This window comes from Candidatus Cloacimonadota bacterium (assembly GCA_028706475.1).
GTDB lineage: Bacteria > Cloacimonadota > Cloacimonadia > Cloacimonadales > Cloacimonadaceae > UBA5456.
In genome coordinates, this window is the sequence record JAQWBI010000016.1 from 1 (window position 1) to 18,767 (window position 18,767).

An 18,767-nucleotide genomic window follows, 5' to 3' on the forward strand; every position below is an offset into this window, starting at 1 on the left:
GATATCGAAGAGATGGATAAATCCATATCTGCTCTAAAAGGGTATCGCAAAGCTGGATAATGACATACGAACTATTTCTCGCTAGCGACACTCCATTTTCCAAGCACTTAGGTGTAGGAAAGATTAGTCACTAACTTGAATCGCTTAAATAGGAAACTGGCGTTGCTTTCTACCAGATTTGATTTTTGACTTGACTGATTTGGGCTATTCTCAGTTAATTCATCTTAACACCTCGTTTTTGCTAGTTGCGTAATAGCTAATGCAACAATAATATACGAGGTGTTTTTGTTAAGGACTATTTTTAGCTATTTTACTGCCTCTCAAGCACTTGGACTACTGGGAAAGATTAGTAAACTCCAATCTCAATATCCAGAATAAATATTCTACGTTCAGAGTAATCTCATGTCAAGCTTGGTGTGCAAATTTCCGTATTGCCACAACTACCGAAGGATCTTTTGAATCCTTCTTCTCTTTGCCTTTGTTCGATCCAGTGTTGAAGCAGATATCAAGCTGTTATCATCCTGTGCTCACCCGATGATAACCCGATAATATCAGGTTCAAGTATAGATAACCAGAAGAGGAATGAAGCTCTTGAACCGTTCTGCATAAGTATCTTCCAAATTTGAGTTTGGCAACCTAATAGCAAAACGACATTCATGCCTTGACGAGTCAGTGGACTTATTTCAACAATAGATCCCACACAATCAACGGGATACTGCCCGCATATTCATAAGGTGCCTTTATCTCCATCCCCATTGCCTCTATGATGATCTTGCCCCTCACGTTATATTTTACTTCACCCTTGAACACCCCTTTCAAAGCCCCAAATGCAGATTTGAGACTGGAAAGCTCAAAGACCATGCTACCTTCTTTATAAAAAACATGCTCATCATAGCTCAATTGGTTCTTCAGATTTCCGGTTCCCACCTTCTTTCCATCGATGAATATTTCCGCCGGAAAACCCTTCAGATTGAAGCTGAAGCCATAGGGATTGAGCAGAATAAAATCAGCTTTCAGTATGGATTTGCCCAGTCCATAATCGTCCACATAAGTTCGAGTGAGCTTAAACATATCCTGACCGCTGGCTTTCAGGCTGGGAATCACTTTCATCAAGTGCTCCTTCACCGGTAGGCTAAAAGATTCCTCAAAGTCAAATTCCTTTGAGATCCCCATAGCTCTACCCTCGCCATGAGCAGACACAATGAAGAGCAGATCGTGATTGATGCTGCTTACCATAGCGATCATGGGACGTGTCTGAATGCGCAAGTCAAAATCCAGATTAATGCTCTTTTTAGCAGGTAGGTCCAGCTCTTTACCCAGGCTCGCCATGCCCACCCGTTCCCGGTTTTGATCCAACAGATTCAGTTTCAAGCGCTTTATGCGAATTGAATAAGAATTCGGATTCTTTACGATGAGAGACACACGTAAGTCACTGTGATCCACTGAGATGGACATCACTCTTAGATCCTGAATCTTTACAATCTCCGGAGTCTTGAAAACAAAGCGGCAAGAGCTGAACAGCAAGCTCAGCAGAATCAAACCTAACGCCCTGTAGCACTTCATCATTACTCTCCAAACACTCTGAACCACAATTCCAGGGAGATTATATTGAACAGCATTTCCGCATCGCGGGAATTTCCCTGAAGATACCCGCGCCAGCGATTGTGAATATCTGCCAGATTCCAGATGCCGCGACGCCGAAACTCCGGACTGTAGAGGATGTCTTCCACAAAGCCTTTCAGTGGTCCCCTGAACCAATTGTTGTAGAATGGGCTCCCAAAGATGCCTTTATCCTTCCGAGAAGAGATTTCTCTGGGGACGCACTCCTTTAGCGCCTTGCGATGCAGTATCTTTCGATATGGGGGTTGAATCTTGTAAGAAGCCGGCAAACTGAAGACAAACTCCACCAGGTTGTGATCCAGGAAAGGCGTTCTGCTTTCCACACTGTGTCCCATACTCATACGGTCTTCGAAATGTAATAACGTTTGCAAGGAAGTTGTGTGCATCATATTGTACAAGAAATTTGCCAGGCGGGAGGCGGGAATATTGCCGATACGTCGCAGCATTTTCCCTCCGGCTTCGTACTTGGCTTCATCCACAAAGTCCCGATGGAACGGTTCAAACCGATAATAGCGGGATTCCAGGTCATAAAGAGTGGATTCCGGCATGAAAGTACTCATTAGGATCTTGCCGAAGTCTCCCATTGCCTTCATCGGATTTTTGCTGATAAAATGCCCGATTTCCCTGCCAAAGCTATGCAATCTAAACTGTCTCAGTTGATCTGCAAAATAGCGGTATGAGGCATGACGGTATCCCCCGGATATTTCGTCTGAACCTTGCCCCGACAGCAGCACTTTTATGCCTTCCTGATGGGTCTTTTGCATCAGAGCATACTGACTTACAAAACCTGAGGAAACCGGCAGATCGTTCAGCCATATTGCATGGTTCCACCAGGCAATGGCATCATCAGAATGGGGCGATATATAATTGGTCTGCACTCCGGTATGGGCAGCGATAATTTCGATATATGACCGTTCATCAAAGAGAGGATCTTCATCGTAATATACAGAAAATGTGCGCAATTGGTAGGGCAACATGCGGGAGGCAGAACACACAATAGCGCTGGAATCCATCCCTCCGGATAGAGAAGCTCCCACCGGAACATCGCTGCGCAATTGAAGTTTCAGGCTACTCAAAAAAAGATCATGATACTGTTCCTTGGCTTCGTCGAATCTCAATCTGCTCCTCTCAAACTTGGCGATATCCAGATGGTAATACTCTTTGATCAGGATGTTTCCCTGCTCTACAATCAGATTATGCCCGGGTTTTAGCACATGAATATCGTGCCAATAGGTCTCGTCATCATACACTAGCAAAGAATTGACCTTCATGCTGCGCCAGATCATGGCATTGTTCAAGTCCCGTTTGATGGGGCTTTGTAGCAGTTGCTTCATCTCGGAGCCCCAATAGAGCATATCACCTACCCGGCTGTAATAGAACGGTTTGATACCAAAACGGTCGCGGCTCATGAACAGCCGTTGACAACGAAGATCCCAGATGCTGAATGCCCACATTCCGATCAATCTGTGCACGCATTCATCTCCCCAGGCATGATATGCTTTGATTATCACTTCGGTATCGCTATGGCTGAAGAAGTTGTATCCTTTGCTCTGCAATTCGGCCCTCAAGTGCATGTGATTGTAGATTTCTCCATTAAAGATGATAGCCAGATCCAATTCCTCGTCATACATAGGTTGATGTCCGCTTTCATGCAACTCAAGTGTGGGCAAGCGCCTGAAGCCAAAGCCCAATTGTGCAATGCTCTCCCCAGCGCATTCACTCATGTGTTCTTTCACTTCCGCGCTACTGTCTTTTCCACAATACGCCATTACGCGCTTGTGGGAGATATCAAACAAGAGATAACCTTCATCATCGGGGCCACGATGAACTATCTGCCCCGTCATGATTTTTAGAATATTGTAATCAATTGGCTGTTTGTTGCTTACGCTTACTATTCCTGCTATTCCGCACATTCTTGTCATACTCCTTGTTCATAAAGCCCAAAAGCTTGGGGATAGGGAAAAAGTCAATACAAATTGTGACTCCGATACCAATTCTGCAATGTACTATACATACATCACCGCGATGAAGATATCAAAGGATAAACCTCTCTTAGGAACTCCCCCAGGATTTCATCAAACCCACTATCTGTGTCGGATTATCCACCAGATAGTCAGGATCCCTGCCCGCCAGCAAGTCCGTAGTATGAAAACCCCAGCTAACGGAGATAATACGCAGGCCACTTTTACGGGCAGCTACGATATCGCGGATCTCATCTCCCACATAGATCAGTTTGTTCTTACTCAAAGCGTGCTTCCTGATCTGTTTCTTGATGCTATTATGCTTGTTCAAAATCCCGGATGTGCCCTCGACCCAATTGAAGTAGTTCAACTTGTGCTGCTCCAGGAAATGTCTCAGGTTTTCTGAGCTGTTGGAGCTCAATAGAGCCATCTCACAACCCATAGACCTCAGTTCTTCCAGCATTTCCCGAATGCCCTCATAAGGCTCCAATTCATGTACCAGATGCCGATACTCGACCAAGGCCATAGAAATCAGGCGGGGTATTTTGTAAATTGGGATTCTCAGATATCTGATCGCTTGGGGAATGGTCATGCTGCGTATCTTGGTAAAGTCTTCATCATTCATCTGCTTCAGACCAAAGCGGGGAGCCACTATATGTGCTATCTTCAACAACAGATGGATGGAATCCGCAATCGTGCCGTCAAAATCGAAGAGCAGAAAAGGAGGCTTCATTTGCGCTGCTCCAGGACATATTGATAAGCCCTTTTTTTGCTGATTCCAAATCGCTGCGCCAGTTCAGCGGCCAATTCCCGGCTCTTTTTGTCGCCTGATTCAGCGATCATTTGTGCTGCCAATGCATTGGGAAATTCTATCTCTACTTCATCCGGGCCGTCGATCACGATTACAAACTCGCCTTTTTCTGTGATTTCGTAATCGGCCAGGATTGTTTCTATAGTGCCGCGTATACACTCTTCGTGCAGCTTGGATATCTCCCGCGCAATCGTAATCCTGCGGGAAGGAAAATGGCGCGCCATATCTTCCAAACATGCCTTTAGGTGGTGTACGCTTTCATACACAATACTGGGGTAAGGGTAGGCAGCAATCTGCATCAATACAGCTTCGCGATCCTTGTTTTTTGCGGGTAAAAACCCGATGAATTGAAACGCGGATGTACTGAATCCGGAGATGCTCAACGCAGGCACAAAAGCAGTGGCTCCGGGCAGAGCCTGAACCGGTAAGTTCCTCTTAACCGCTTCTGCCACTAGCCTTTGAGCTGGGTCGGATATTGCCGGAGAGCCGGCGTCTGAGACTACTGCGAGATCTTCCCCCCGCTCCAAATGCTCAAATAACGCTTGTTCTCTTTTACGCTCGTTGAATTTATGAAAGCTGATAAGCTGGGGAACTGGTATTTCGTATTGAGACAGCAAAAAAGCCGTCTTGCGCGTGTCTTCACAGGCAATCAGGCTTACCTTCTTCAGGGTATCAAGCGCTCTTAGGGTGATATCTCCGAGGTTACCAATCGGAACCGGTATTAGATATATCACCCCTATGCGCATATACTAGTCTGTTACTTTATGAGTTCCAGTTCTTTACCGATCTTGATGAAAGCGGCAATGGTTTTATCCAGATCTTCGCGGCTATGAGCGGCGGAGAGTTGTACCCGGATACGGGCTTTACCTTTTGGTACTACAGGATATACGAAGCCAATCACATACACGCCTTCTTTCAACAGCATATCAGCCATCTTGATGGCCAACGGAGCGTCATATAGCATCACCGGTACGATAGCGGTATTACCGGGAACGATGTCAAAACCGGCTTCGATCATCTTGCTGCGGAAGTACTTGGCATTGTCCCAAACCTTGTCTCTCAGTTCGGTGGAAGTACTCAATATATCCAAAACTTTCAACGTGGCGCCTACAATAGCCGGAGCCAATGTATTTGAGAAAAGGTAGGGTCGGCTGCGCTGACGCAGCAGTTCGATGATTTCTTTACGGCCGCTGGTGCATCCGCCGTTTCCGCCACCCATGGCTTTACCAAAGGTTGTGGTAATGATATCCACTCTGTCTTGCACTCCAAACTGCTCTGGAGTACCGCGTCCGGTTTTACCGATGTAGCCGGTGGCATGGCTGTCATCAACCATCACGAGGGCGTCATATTTGTCTGCTAGATCGCATATTTCGTCCAGCTTAGCCATGTCCCCATCCATGGAGAATACTCCGTCGGTGCAGATCAGGCGATACTTCATGTCCTGAGAATCTTTCAAAGCGTCTTCAAGCTCTTGCATATTGGAGTGTTTATAACGAAAGCGCTTGGCCTTACACAGGCGCACGCCATCGATAATAGAGGCATGATTCAGTTCGTCCGATATCAAAGCGCTGTCTTCGCCCAAAAGAGGCTCAAATACACCGCCGTTGGCATCAAAACACGCTGCATAGAGGATTGTGTCTTCTGTGCCTAAAAACTTTCTTACAGCATTTTCAAGATCTTTGTGAATCTGCTGAGTTCCGCAGATAAAGCGTACTGAAGCAAGACCATAGCCCCAAGTATTCATGATCTCCTGAGAGCCTTTGATTACTTCGGGATGGTTGCCCAATCCCAAATAGTTGTTTGCGCAAAAATTCAACGCACTTACGCCGCCTTTAACGCCAATCTTGGCATCTTGAGGAGTAGTAAGGATGCGTTCATGTTTGTAAAGTCCCTGTTCCTTGAGTTCTGCAAAAAGTGTTTGCAGGTCGGTTTTCATCTTGTTGTAAGCCATTGGTTCTTCCTTGTATAATGGATTGTTTATTTAGGGGGCATGTTTTCATCAAGCTGAAATAAGTCAATAGAAATGTGCTTTTTCGCCAAGACAATGACTGAGATACAAAACCCCTTATTCCATGCATTCTCAACACCCAATGGTGTATTTCGTTTGCTACTAAACACTATTCGGGATAATAATATAACTACAAGCTGGAATGGAACTTGCTTTATCTTCTATTATCAACTTTGTTTCTGGGAGGTCCGATGCGTATTGTGCTTTTAGGATTACTTCTCTTTGCCCTGATAACTCCGATTATGGGGCAAACAGGGGGGGAAGTAATTGAGGATTTCGAGAGTGGTATTGTACAGTTGGATTCCTGGCTCGATGAAGACCTGCAGCCCTCCGCTTGGATACTGGATACTCAAAACACTCATGCTTCATCCCAATATTCCTTGAAATTGACTGGTAACACCTGGAAACAACAATCAATCACGCCATTTCCCACTCAACACAATACAGTAATCGAATTCTGGGCATACCACATCTCTCAGGGTACAGTACGCGGTTTGGGATTTTCCGATGGGGAAAACCAACTTTTCTACAGCATCGACGGCAGCCGAATCCTGGATCTGGAGCAATGGGTACCAGTGTATCAAGGCTCAAAGCCAAGTGGAAGCTGGAACCATTATTGCCTGCCTTTGGGCTCCGATTGGGAGAGCTTTTTTGGCTATTTTCCCCAAATCACTTCCATCATCTATGTGAACGATCTGGATCAAAACCCTACAAACTCAGTATGGTTCGATAGCCTGATAAACATCAGCGACACTCTGCCCATAGCCCCGCAAGTAAGCATTTCTACGAATATTCCAGCAAAGATCAATCATCGTTATGTAGGCATCCAGTTTTCTGCCCAAATCATCGATCCGGATAGCGATGTTTTCAGCTATTATTGGAGCTTCGGCGATTCTCTTTACAGCAACGAAGCATCTCCTTATCACGTGTTTGATGTTCTCGATGCCCATCAGTACACAGTGAACCTGATCGTGACTGACGATACAGGGAAACGAGGCTTTGCTGCTACTCAGATCAACCCTGATCCAGGTCCCAGTTCCCTGCCCTTGACGTTAAACTTTGTGGGCGATGTGATGCTCGCCAGGCGCTATGACTCGCAGATTATCCCCTATTATGGCATAGACTATATTTTCTCTCCTACCTACTCCATGCTGGGCGGAGCTGCGGACGTATCAATCGCCAATCTGGAAGTGGTGCTAGCCAATACCGGCAGTCCTCATCCCACAAAATCAGTGGTTTACCGCGGCAATCCGAGTAACATGCAAGGTTTAGTCGTAGCAGGCATAGAAAACGTGTGCCTGGCAAACAACCATACGCTGGACTACGGTCTGCCGGCATTGAACCAAACCAGAGCTTTATTGGAAGCAAACGGCATCGGCTTCAGCGGAGCAGGCGCAAATTCCTACGAAGCCTACCTTCCCTCATTTATCCATCAAAAAGGCATCAGCATCGCACTCTTGCGCAGCAGCGACCGCACCGGCCAATACAACAATGCCCAGCCCTATCTGCATGCTGGATTTGACAAAGAAGGCTTTGCTTATATGACCCCTTATTACAATGCTTTGCAAATACAAGCAGTGGATGGTATTGCAGATCTCAAGATTATCGAGATGCATAGCGGCAGCGAGTATTCCACCTGTCCTGGAGAAGATTATGGCAAAAGCAATCCTTTTCTTGGAGATATTCAGGATGAAGATTATTCCTATCGCAGCGATGTGCCGCGCCAATGGGATCGCGAGATTCGTCAAAGTGCAATCGACAACGGAGCGGATCTGGTAATAGTACATCACCCCCACATCGTGCATGGTATGGAGCTTTACAACGGTAAAGTGATCGCACATTCTTTGGGCAATTTCGTTTTTGATCTGGATTATCCCGAATGTATGAACTCCGCAATATTGTACGTTGACGCTTATCCGGACGGATTCAAGAATCACTACCTAAGGCCTGTATTTATTGATGGGTACATCCCGAAACCCGCCACTGGGCAGCTAGGCATCCACATCCTGGATTACATCGCCATGAAAAGCCGAGAACTGGACACAATTGTAGTAGTGGACAAAGAAGAACTGAAAGCATCCGTTCCCTTGGTTCCCGAAGCTCTGAACGCAGTTTCTCACACTTTCTTGCTGGACACACCTCTGGTACATCGTGAAGGGGGTTCTCAGTACACTGCTCCTCACAAACTCCCCAGATACGGCAGTATCAGTTCTGTGGATTATCCGGGACCGGCGCAAGACACTCAAATACGCTTGGGCAGAGAGCTGGTATGGTTTGGAGATTTTGAGGATGCGGGATGTAACCTGTGGGATGTGGCAGAATACTCCGATATCGCCATGGATGGAGCCCGCAGCGCCTCTTTCTCCGGTACCACCACCAGCGCTCAAACTGCCACAATCTCGCAAAAGATGAAGATATACGACCCCTTAAAAAGCTTCACTTTGCATGGCTGGATATTCACCCAAAATGCCCAAAGTGCAAACATCACTGTTCGCTTTTACAATAACCGGACGGCATACTCTCCCATCCACAGCGAAGACATCACTACGAACGTTAGCGGAAATATGCCCTGGAAATACTTCTATAAAGACCTCGTAGTACCTGCCAACGCATGGTATTTTGACATTCGGCTCAGTTTTACCGGAACCGGGAATAGCCGCTCCAAAGCTTGGTTTGACAACGTTGGCCTCATCCAATGGGAGGACTGGTTGCCTCATGAACAGACTCAGATAATGTATCCCAACGACTTCTATTGGTTCCAGCTCCGGACAGCTGAAGGGGTCAAATCAATAAGCTGCAACATTTTAGAAACATCGCTATCCCCTGCTCGTGAGAGACACGGCAATTCTAATCCTCCATCGGCTTTGCCAGTTACCGTGTATCCCAATCCCTTCAGAGCAGAAACCACCATCTGTATCGAAACCACCGCCAAAAGTCCAATCTCCGTGAAAATCTACAATATCAAAGGCCAGCTGGTTCGCAGTCTTCAAGATGATGTCCCCGGTTACTCAAAACACAGCTTGACCTGGGACAGTAAGGATAGCAATGGCCAAAGCGTAGCCTCCGGATTGTATTTCTTCAAAGTCCGGTGCGGAGAGCGTGTAAGCATGCGGAAAGCGATATTGTTGAAATAGTTGCACACTCACAATCCCGGAGCATGCAGACTGCTTATCTCATCACCTCAGAATCAGCGAGATGTGAAGCAGATATAAACGCATCATCATCGAGTGCTGACAGCATGAAAACACCTTGATATCCCCTTCAGCACTAACCAAACCTGACAGCAGAACCTTTCAGGAGGCTTATGCAGGACATACCACGCACTAAATTGCTACAAACAAGGCGCAGATCATTTTGGGCTTGACATATAATGCCATTTTACTGGATGATACTCAGAACCCAACAGTTAATAATTACAGGAGATACACATGGAATACTTTTTGACTGATGACCAATTGGAAATGCAGGAAATTGCCCGCAGAATTGCCAACGAAAAGATGAAACCCCTTTCCGAGCATTATGATCAGGAAGGGATATTCCCTTGGGATATAGTGGAAATAATGCGTCAGAGCGACCTCTTTGCCATTCTGATCCCGGAAGATTATGACGGCATCAGCGGCAAGGTTATGGATCTCGCCGTTGTCACCGAAGAGCTTTGCGCAGTAGATGCAGGTATTGCGCTGGCATTCGGAGCCACCGGATTGGGTATGTATCCCATACTCATCGCTGGGAGTGAAGAGCAAAAGAAGAAATATCTGCCCATCATTGCCGCAGGAGAACAGCTTGCAGCGTTTGCGCTTACAGAAGCCAACGCCGGTAGTGACGCCGGAGCCATCGAAACCACTGCCCGCAAAGAGGGAGATTATTATATCCTGAACGGTACCAAACAATGGATCACAAATGGCGGCGAAGCGGGCATTTACACTGTATTTGCCATGACGGACAAGAATAAAGGTGCCAGAGGTTGTTCCTGCTTCATAGTAGAGAAAGATACCCCCGGCTTTACTTTCGGTAAAAAAGAAAACAAAATGGGTATCCGTGCCAGTGCTACTCGAGAACTTATCTTCGAAGACTGCAAAGTTCCTGCGGAAAACCTGCTGGGTCGCGAAGGCACCGGATTTATCACAGCAATGAAGGTGTTCGACAAATCCCGCCCCATGGTTGGTTCACAGGCCGTCGGCGTTGCCCGCGGAGCCTTTGAAGCTGCTGCCCGTTATTCCAAAGAACGCCAACAGTTTGGCAAACCTATCTCCAGCTTCCAAGCCATTCAGTTTATGCTGGCAGATATGGCCACTCAAATCGAAGCAGCGCGCGCTTTAGTGTTTCAAACCGCAAAGATGGTGGATGCCGGCATCAAAAACTACTCCAAAGAAAGCGCTATGTGCAAATACTTTGCCAGCGATGTGGCAATGAAGGTGACCACCGACGCCGTTCAAATCCTGGGTGGATATGGCTACATGAAAGAGTATCCAGTGGAAAAAATGATGCGCGACGCCAAAATCCTGCAAATCTACGAAGGAACAAACCAGATTCAACGCGGAATCGTGGCCTCAAACATCCTCAAAGAGTTCTGATAATGCACGAGTGGATTGAAGAGCTGCCCGTGGCGATCACTGTTTGCGACACAAACGCCATCATAACTGAAATGAATGAAAAAGCAGCACTTACAAACGCTGCTCATGGCGGCAAAGAGCTCATTGGACACAGTCTGTACAATTGCCATCAGCCACGCAGTATCGAAATCATACGGCATATGCTGGCCACAGGTGAGCCCAATACATATACCATAGACAAAGCCGGTCAGAAGAAACTAATCCATCAACAACCCTGGTACAAGGACGGCAAAATTGCGGGATTGGTGGAGTTTTCCATAGTACTGCCCGCCGAAATGCCGCATTACATACGTGGCTAAGATACTGATCCATACTTGCTGTGCGCCCTGCCTTATAGCGCCCTACAAACAACTGCAAAAGGCAGGGCATCAGCCAGCGGCTTTTTGGTTCAATCCCAATATCCATCCGCTTTTAGAGTATCAGAGGCGGCGCAATTGTCTGCGTGAATTTGCTGCCAATGAAGGCTTTCCACTCTATGAGCAGGATGATTACGGTTTGGTGGATTTTCTGCAACACACCCTGGACAGAATTGATGAACGCTGTGAATACTGTTACTCCACGCGCTTAGAAGCCTGCGCTCAACGTGCGGCAAAGGAATCTTATCAGGCTTTTAGCACTACCCTCCTTTACAGCCGCTATCAGAAGCACGATCGCATCATCGAAATCTGTGAGGAATTGGCGCTGCGCTATCATTTGAGCTTTTTTTATGAAGACTGGCGTAAGCTCTGGCAGGACGGCATCAGATTGTCCAAAGAAGCCGGAATGTACCGTCAGCAATATTGCGGTTGCATATTTAGCGAGAAGGATCGATATAGTGAGTAAATACGAAGAGATTAATCTGGATGAAATGAGAGTATATTCCGTGACAGATCGTTTTAGCAAAGTTGACCTTTCGCTGTTCGCGCAGAAAGGGGCGGTAAACACTGCTACATTGTTGGAATGCCTGCCGCAAGTCCTCAGTGCCAAGGATATCAAGGAACTGGTGGCGTCCTGCCGAACAGCCAAAGCCAAAGGTAAAGCTATCATAATCGGAATGGGCGGTCACGTAATCAAATGCGGTCTTGCCCCTCTCATCATAGAATTGATGGAAGCCGGCTATGTGTCTGCCATAGCAGTGAACGGTTCGGTCGTTATTCACGATTTTGAGATCGCTTTTTGGGGTGCAACATCTGAAGATGTATCCGAGTCTTTGGCAGATGGTTCATTCGGACTTGCCTTTGAGACATGTCACAACATCAACAGCTGCATCACAAAAGCATCGGAAGAGGGCTTGGGCTTTGGTGAAGCCATCGGTGCAGAGATACTGAAGAATGCACCGAATGCTGAGATATCCTTGCTGGGAATGGCATATAAACACGGAGTACCTGTAACTGTGCATGTGGCGGTCGGTACAGACATAATCCATCAAACTCCCTGCGCGGATGGCAAGGCTATCGGGGATTGCTCTTTGAGGGATTTCAGGATTCTGGCACAGAGGATCTGCGGACTGCACGACGGAGGTGTGTATCTGAATTTCGGCTCTGCTGTTATCCTGCCCGAAGTGTTCCTGAAAGCGCTGAATACCGCTCGCAATATCCACGGCGAAGTACGCAATTTCAGTACCGCAGTGTTCGATATGAACCGGCATTACCGGGCAATGGTGAATGTGGTGCAACGCCCTGTGGAAACTGGCGGAAAAGGGTATTACTTTGTCGGTCAGCACGAGCTTTTACTACCGATCTTGATTAAGTCCATTTTGTATAGCTGATCCCGGGATTCCCATCTTCCAATGTCATCCATAGAGGCTATATTTACGTGTTCTGCGAACCAGCATGATATATTGGTAGCTCATTGAGAGCCTTGCTGAAGATGGTTTACGATCCCAATGAGTTCGATTCGAAGCATAGCATATCCCGTCTTCTGAAGATAGCGAGACTGTTGCCTACGTAATTCTTCCTTGATACGAGAGAAGAATAGATAAGAGACTGCAAGAATTTGTGCTAATATCAGCAAAAAAATCCCTTGCCTATTCTAAGTAGACTAGAAAAGTGGTACAAAAATAAATCGGGCTTTGTTCTCGAAGCCTGTGGGAGAGTGAATGCGACTAAAAACCTTTCCTGGGGGTATCCACCCTCACGATCAAAAGCATTATTCGAAAGACGCAACCATCCTAAAGTTTCCCACCCCCAATCGTGTGATCATTCACCTGTCTCAACACATCGGATCTCCATCCGCTCCCATTGTGGAAGTGGGTGATTCAGTATTGAAGGGGCAGATAATCGCCGAAGCAACCGGCTTTGTTTCACTTACTCAACACGCTTCCATCAGTGGTAAAGTAAGTAAGATCGGGAATTTCATGCATCCCACAGGCATCATGTCCACCGCCATCGAAATCACCTCCGACGGGATGGATCGAATGATTGATTTGCACGATGATGAGAATTTCATGGAGCTCTCAGTCGATGTCATGAAAGAACGCATCACTGCTGCCGGTATCTGCGGTATGGGAGGAGCCGGCTTCCCCAGCCACGTAAAGTTAACTCCACCTGCTGATAAGCCCATCGATGTGGCGATTCTGAACGGAGTGGAGTGCGAGCCCTACCTCACCAGTGACTATCGCCTGATGCTGGAGCGCGCTGAAGACATCATTCACGGTCTGAAAGTGATCATGAAAGTAACAGGTGCCAAAAAAGGGATGATCGGTATAGAAGCTAATAAACCGGATGCCATTGCTCTGATGCAAAAGCTTTGTGCAAAACACCCAAACCTGGAAGTGGTAGGCCTCAAACTACAATATCCCCAAGGAGCGGAGAAACAACTGATCTTTGCCGCTACCGGACGCAAAGTACCTGCCGGAGGACTGCCCATGACAGTTGGAGTAGTTGTACAAAACGTCGGTACTGCAGTTGCCATTTATGAAGCCGTCCGCTATGCAAAACCCCTCATTGAGCGTGTGATCAGCGTTACTGGCTCCATTGTAAAGAAGCCACAGAATTTCCTTGCCCCCATTGGTACCATATATAGCGATTTGCTGCAAGCCTGTGATGGCACTACAACTCCCGTCGCAAAAGCTATCTCCGGTGGCCCCATGATGGGCTTTGCCTTGCCTTCTCTGGATGCAGTCATGACCAAGGGAAGCAGCGGATTGGTGTTAATGAACCAGCAGGAAGCCCGATCCCTGAAAGAACACACCTGCTTGCGCTGCGCCCGTTGCGTGGACATCTGCCCCATGAATCTGATGCCTTCCCTGATTGCCAACGCTGTAAAGTATCAGGATCTGGATGCTGCAGTAAAAGCAGGGCTGAATGACTGCATCAAATGCGGTAGCTGCGCCTACGTGTGCCCCGCCCATATTCGTCTGGTTCAATGGATCGACACAGGCAAGATTCGTTACGCTGAAGCTCAAAGGAAAAAGTGATTATGAATAGCAATGATAAACTGATCGTCTCCCCCGCTCCCCATGTTCACGACAGAAGCTCGGTGAAGTATGTGATGTGGAATGTGGTGTTGGCCTTGGTTCCAGCGCTGATATTTGCCACATATTTCTGGGGAGCCAGAGCCCTCTTGCTCAGCCTCACCGGTGCCGTTACTGCTGTAGTGTGTGAAGCTGTCATTCAGAAACTGCGCAAGGTACCTGTCACTGTCCACGATGGCTCTGCTTTTCTCACGGGATTGCTGCTGGCCTTCAATATTCATGCCGGAGCGCCCATCTGGCTGCCGATCGTTGGTGCAGTCTTTGCCATCGCCATCGGAAAGCAAGTCTTTGGCGGATTGGGAAATAACCCAGTTAACCCAGCTCTGTTGGGTCGTGCTTTCCTGCTTGCCAGTTGGCCTACTCAGATGACAGCCGGATGGGTAGCAGTAAAGAACTCGGCCATGAGCGGCCTGAACGACCTCACCCGGATTGCCGACAACCTTGCTGAGCTTTCTCCTAAAGCCTATGAATTGGTAACCTCAGCCACTCCTCTGCATGTAGCAAAGACTCTGCGTGATACCAGCTTTGTCTCCGAGATCAATGCCCAAGCCGGTGGTATCGACCTGGGCAGCAGGATCTTTAGCAGCCTTACCGAGATGGAAACCCTGAAGAGTCTGTTTTGGGGCAATATCGGTGGCTGCATCGGCGAAGTGTCTGTCTTTGCTCTTCTGCTCGGAGCTGCATACCTGCTCTACAAAAACATCATTGAATGGCGCATCCCTCTCTTCTATATAGGTACCGTCTTCGTTCTCAGCTTTATCTTTGGCGGTATCCCCGGAAGCGGAGTATCGGTAATGCTGCCCTTCTTCCACATTTTTTCCGGTGGTTTGATGCTTGGCGCATTCTTTATGGCAACGGATTATACAACCTCGCCACTTACCAAAAAGGGTAGAATCATATATGGCATAGGTTGCGGACTGCTGACCATCATCATCCGCCTCGTGGGTGGATATCCTGAGGGAGTAAGTTACAGTATTCTATTGATGAACGTGTTTACGCCTCTCATCGATATGCTCACTATGCCAAAGCCTTTTGGGAGGGTGAAGAAATGAAGTACTATATCAAACTGTCCCTGATCCTTCTGGCCTTTTGCGTAGTTGCCAGCGGTATTCTGGCCTATGTGAACGGCCTTACCGCTCCGGTGATTGCCGCACGAAAAGCTCAGACCGAGATCGACACGCGCCAAGCCCTGATTCCCGGAGCAGAATTCACTGAAGCACAAACTGCCGATGGAGCACAGTATTTCATAGCTTATGATCCTGCCACACAAGATACTTTAGGCTACACCTTCATCTCCGCTGAAACCGGATATTCCAGCACCGTGAAGACTATGGTTGGTATGGATAAAGATTTCAAGGTACTTGCCATCAAAGTGCTTGATCATGCTGAAACCCCTGGACTGGGCGCAAATTGCACCAGCGAGAGTTTCACCGGTCAGTTTTCCGGGTTAACTGTGGATCAGCTCAAAGTAGATAAAGATGGTGGAGCTGTTGTATCGCTGTCCGGTGCTACCATCACCTCCAGATGTATAGCAAATTCGATCCGCACTAGGATAACTGCAGTACAAAGCGATATAAATGCCGGAGGCGCAGAATGAACTTTATTAAAGAACTAACCAAAGGTATTATCAAAGAGAATCCCATCTTTGTAATAGTATTGGGCATGTGCCCCACTCTTGCCGTTTCCACTTCGGTGCAAAACGCCCTGGGTATGGGTCTTGCCGCCACATTTGTGCTAATCTGCTCAAACATCATGATTTCTCTGATCAAGAATATCACTCCGCCCAGCATCCGCATCCCGATCTATGTAGTGGTGATTGCCGCCTTCGTATCGATCGTGGATATGGTGATGTCGGCTTATATTCCCGCTCTGCACAAAAGTCTGGGAATCTTCATTCCCCTCATCGTGGTAAATTGCATCATCCTTGGCCGTGCGGAAGCTTTTGCAAATAGAAACACAGTGATCATGAGCATAGCTGATGCCATCGGTATGGGGCTGGGTTTCACCCTTTCTCTCAGCGTGGTAGCAACCATCCGGGAAATCCTGGGTGCCGGCACCTGGCTGGGTATCAAGGTCACCCCGCAAACCTATGATCCGATGCTGATGGCGATCCTGGCTCCCGGAGCTTTTATCACTCTGGGCTTCTTGATGGCGCTGATTAACATGTTGAAGGAGAAGAAATAATGGGATACTTTGGTGAACTATTCGTGATGGCGATGACCGCCATCTTCATCCAGAATTTCGTACTCTCCCGTTTCCTGGGACTTTGCCCCTACCTCGGAGTATCCAAAAAGCTTGATTCCGCAATGGGTATGGGCATGGCGGTAATCTTCGTAATGACGCTTGCCAGTGCGTTTACATTCCTGATCAATGTGTATTTGTTATTGCCCTACGGATTGAGCTATCTGCAAACCATAGCTTTCATCCTTACCATTGCTGCGCTGGTTCAGTTTGTGGAAATGGTGATCCAGAAGAATGCTCCGGCACTGTACAAATCCTTGGGAGTGTATCTGCCTCTGATCACAACCAATTGCGCCGTTTTGGGCGTTGCTATTATCAATACCCAGGCTTTTCGCAGTGATGGCGTCACTCCTTACAACTTCTTGGATAGTACCTTAAACGGCTTCTTCAGCGGAGTGGGCTTCACCTTTGTGCTGCTGGCAATGGCAGGTATCCGCCAGCGTTTGGAAAAAGTGGAATTGCCCAAAGCCATGCGAGGCATGCCCATCGCTCTAATATTGGCAGGCACAATGGCTCTGGCGTTCTACGGCTTCATGGGCTTCAACATCTAAGGAGGAAATGTGACTTTTATATTATTACAATCTGCCTCCATGTTCACTACCATAGGAATACCGGTAATAATAATCGGCGCTCTGGGGCTGGTTTTCGGCCTTATCCTCGCCTTCGCATCCAAAGTCTTTGAAGTGAAGATCGATCCCCGCGTAGAAGAAGTGCTCTCTACCCTGCCCGGCGCCAATTGCGGCGCTTGCGGAGCGGCAGGATGCGCAGGTTACGCAGAACGCATCGTAAATGAAGGCGAAGCCGTGAATAAATGCGCCCCTGGCGGTATGGAAGTGGCGGCTCAGATCGCAAAGATAATGGGACAGGATACTGGAGCGATGGAACAGAAAGTAGCCGTAATTCATTGCAGCTGCGGTGGCTATAACAACACCAGCTGGAAATACAACTACGAAGGTGTGGAATCCTGCAAGTCTGCTGCAAACATCGCTGGCGGGCCCAATAGCTGCAGCTGGGGTTGTATGGGCTTAAATGACTGCATGAAAGCTTGCTTGTTTGATGCGATTTCCATCGATGCCAATGGAATGCGGGTGATAGACTACTCCAAATGTACGGGTTGCGGTGCCTGCGTGAAAGCATGCCCTCGCAATCTCATCACGCTTGTTCCCATCAATCGCACAGTATTCATCAAATGCTCCTCCAAAGAAAAGGGGCCGGACGCTAAAGCAGTGTGCGGCAGCTCTCATCCCTGCATCGGTTGTGGCATCTGCTCCCGCAAATGCCCTGTTCAAGCCATTACGGTAGAAAACAACCTGGCGCGCATCGATTATGATAAGTGCATCAATTGCGGCCTCTGCGCCACAGTCTGCCCCTCTAAGACTATCCTGGATCTCATGGCGGGACAACGCAAAAAAGCAGATATCAATCCGGAACTATGCATCGGCTGCACTATCTGCGCTAAGGTCTGCCCAGTTCAAGCCATAAACGGTGAATTGAAACAGGTTCATGCGGTGGATAAGGATAAATGTATCGGCTGCGAACAGTGTGTAGCCAAATGCCCCAAAAAGGCTATTCAAATGGTGTAAAAATATCTGTGATAAACCATTAAGCCCCGGATCACTTGTTGTTCCGGGTTCTTTTTGTATCCTGCTGCAGGAGCCATTTGAATCAATATCGTGCCCCTCTTGGTGGAGGGGCACGGGATTTTGACTTAGGAGGTTGCTCATCGTGGGTTCTTCATCCACGTTTATCGGCAGGGGATACCGATAAGGAGTCTTATATATACAGAGCAAACTTCAGGCTAAAACGTGATTTTATGTATATCCATATTTTACAGATTGTTAGCAATACGCACTATAGCCCCCTTATCTGGAATTGTGGAAATCATTCCACAATTCCACCGATTATGGCAGTTGTCTTTTCGATATCTGATACGATTCCAATCCGGCTCTCCAAGTTTTGCATTGCGGATGGCAATGTTCCAAGACACTTTATCTCATTATCCTTGACGATACCGGGGAATCTCTTGACAGAAACCAAGATAAATAAATCTTGTAAAGAA

16 protein-coding genes are annotated in these 18,767 nt (G+C 47.5%); 11 read left to right on the forward strand and 5 right to left on the reverse strand.

Going from position 1 to position 18,767, the window contains the following annotated elements:
• Positions 1-678 precede the first annotated feature (678 nt).
• From PHF32_04470 to kbl, 5 genes are all read right to left on the reverse strand, one after another.
• Entirely contained in the window at positions 679-1,566 is an 888-nt protein-coding gene (locus PHF32_04470; protein MDD4559980.1) for an LEA type 2 family protein, read from the reverse strand.
• Positions 1,566-3,533, reverse strand: a complete 1,968-nt coding sequence (gene asnB / locus PHF32_04475; GenBank protein MDD4559981.1) for an asparagine synthase (glutamine-hydrolyzing) — start codon at positions 3,531-3,533, stop codon at positions 1,566-1,568. Before asnB ends, PHF32_04470 begins: the two co-directional genes overlap by 1 nt.
• Positions 3,534-3,672: 139 nt before the next feature.
• Entirely contained in the window at positions 3,673-4,314 is a 642-nt protein-coding gene (locus PHF32_04480; GenBank protein ID MDD4559982.1) for an HAD-IA family hydrolase, read from the reverse strand.
• The gene (gene rsmI / locus PHF32_04485) at positions 4,311-5,126 is read right to left on the reverse strand and encodes a 16S rRNA (cytidine(1402)-2'-O)-methyltransferase (GenBank protein ID MDD4559983.1); all 816 of its coding nucleotides are present in this window, start codon (positions 5,124-5,126) and stop codon (positions 4,311-4,313) included. The genes PHF32_04480 and rsmI overlap by 4 nt, the downstream gene beginning before the upstream one ends.
• A gap of 23 nt (positions 5,127-5,149) precedes the next feature.
• Positions 5,150-6,343, reverse strand: coding sequence for a glycine C-acetyltransferase (gene kbl, locus PHF32_04490; protein ID MDD4559984.1), 1,194 nt, complete (start codon positions 6,341-6,343; stop codon positions 5,150-5,152).
• 248 nt (positions 6,344-6,591) lie between these two features.
• On the opposite strand from kbl, the gene PHF32_04495 reads away from it, so the two are divergent.
• The 11 genes from PHF32_04495 to PHF32_04545 all read left to right on the forward strand — a co-directional run bounded on the left by PHF32_04495 (position 6,592) and on the right by PHF32_04545 (position 18,291).
• A complete protein-coding gene (locus PHF32_04495) occupies positions 6,592-9,534 on the forward strand; it encodes a CapA family protein (GenBank protein MDD4559985.1) in 2,943 nt (980 codons plus the stop codon).
• Between the two features lie 294 nt (positions 9,535-9,828).
• Positions 9,829-10,974, forward strand: a complete 1,146-nt coding sequence (locus tag PHF32_04500; GenBank protein MDD4559986.1) for an acyl-CoA dehydrogenase family protein — start codon at positions 9,829-9,831, stop codon at positions 10,972-10,974.
• A 2-nt stretch (positions 10,975-10,976) separates the two neighbouring features.
• Entirely contained in the window at positions 10,977-11,312 is a 336-nt protein-coding gene (locus PHF32_04505; protein ID MDD4559987.1) for a PAS domain-containing protein, read from the forward strand.
• On the forward strand, positions 11,305-11,835 hold the full coding sequence (locus PHF32_04510; protein MDD4559988.1) for an epoxyqueuosine reductase QueH: 531 nt from the start codon (positions 11,305-11,307) through the stop codon (positions 11,833-11,835). The genes PHF32_04505 and PHF32_04510 overlap by 8 nt, the downstream gene beginning before the upstream one ends.
• On the forward strand, positions 11,828-12,760 hold the full coding sequence (locus tag PHF32_04515) for a hypothetical protein (GenBank protein ID MDD4559989.1): 933 nt from the start codon (positions 11,828-11,830) through the stop codon (positions 12,758-12,760). The genes PHF32_04510 and PHF32_04515 overlap by 8 nt, the downstream gene beginning before the upstream one ends.
• A 330-nt stretch (positions 12,761-13,090) precedes the next feature.
• Complete coding sequence (gene rsxC / locus PHF32_04520; protein MDD4559990.1) at positions 13,091-14,410, forward strand: electron transport complex subunit RsxC; 1,320 nt, start codon at positions 13,091-13,093, stop codon at positions 14,408-14,410.
• Between the two features lie 2 nt (positions 14,411-14,412).
• The gene (locus PHF32_04525) at positions 14,413-15,519 is read left to right on the forward strand and encodes an RnfABCDGE type electron transport complex subunit D (GenBank protein MDD4559991.1); all 1,107 of its coding nucleotides are present in this window, start codon (positions 14,413-14,415) and stop codon (positions 15,517-15,519) included.
• Positions 15,516-16,064, forward strand: coding sequence for an FMN-binding protein (locus PHF32_04530; GenBank protein MDD4559992.1), 549 nt, complete (start codon positions 15,516-15,518; stop codon positions 16,062-16,064). Before PHF32_04525 ends, PHF32_04530 begins: the two co-directional genes overlap by 4 nt.
• Positions 16,061-16,651 (forward strand): electron transport complex subunit E, encoded by a 591-nt coding sequence (locus PHF32_04535; GenBank protein MDD4559993.1) that lies wholly within the window; start codon positions 16,061-16,063, stop codon positions 16,649-16,651. Before PHF32_04530 ends, PHF32_04535 begins: the two co-directional genes overlap by 4 nt.
• Positions 16,651-17,259 (forward strand): RnfABCDGE type electron transport complex subunit A, encoded by a 609-nt coding sequence (locus PHF32_04540; GenBank protein ID MDD4559994.1) that lies wholly within the window; start codon positions 16,651-16,653, stop codon positions 17,257-17,259. The genes PHF32_04535 and PHF32_04540 overlap by 1 nt, the downstream gene beginning before the upstream one ends.
• Before the next feature lie 9 nt (positions 17,260-17,268).
• On the forward strand, positions 17,269-18,291 hold the full coding sequence (locus PHF32_04545; protein ID MDD4559995.1) for an RnfABCDGE type electron transport complex subunit B: 1,023 nt from the start codon (positions 17,269-17,271) through the stop codon (positions 18,289-18,291).
• The last annotated feature ends 476 nt before the right edge of the window (positions 18,292-18,767 follow it).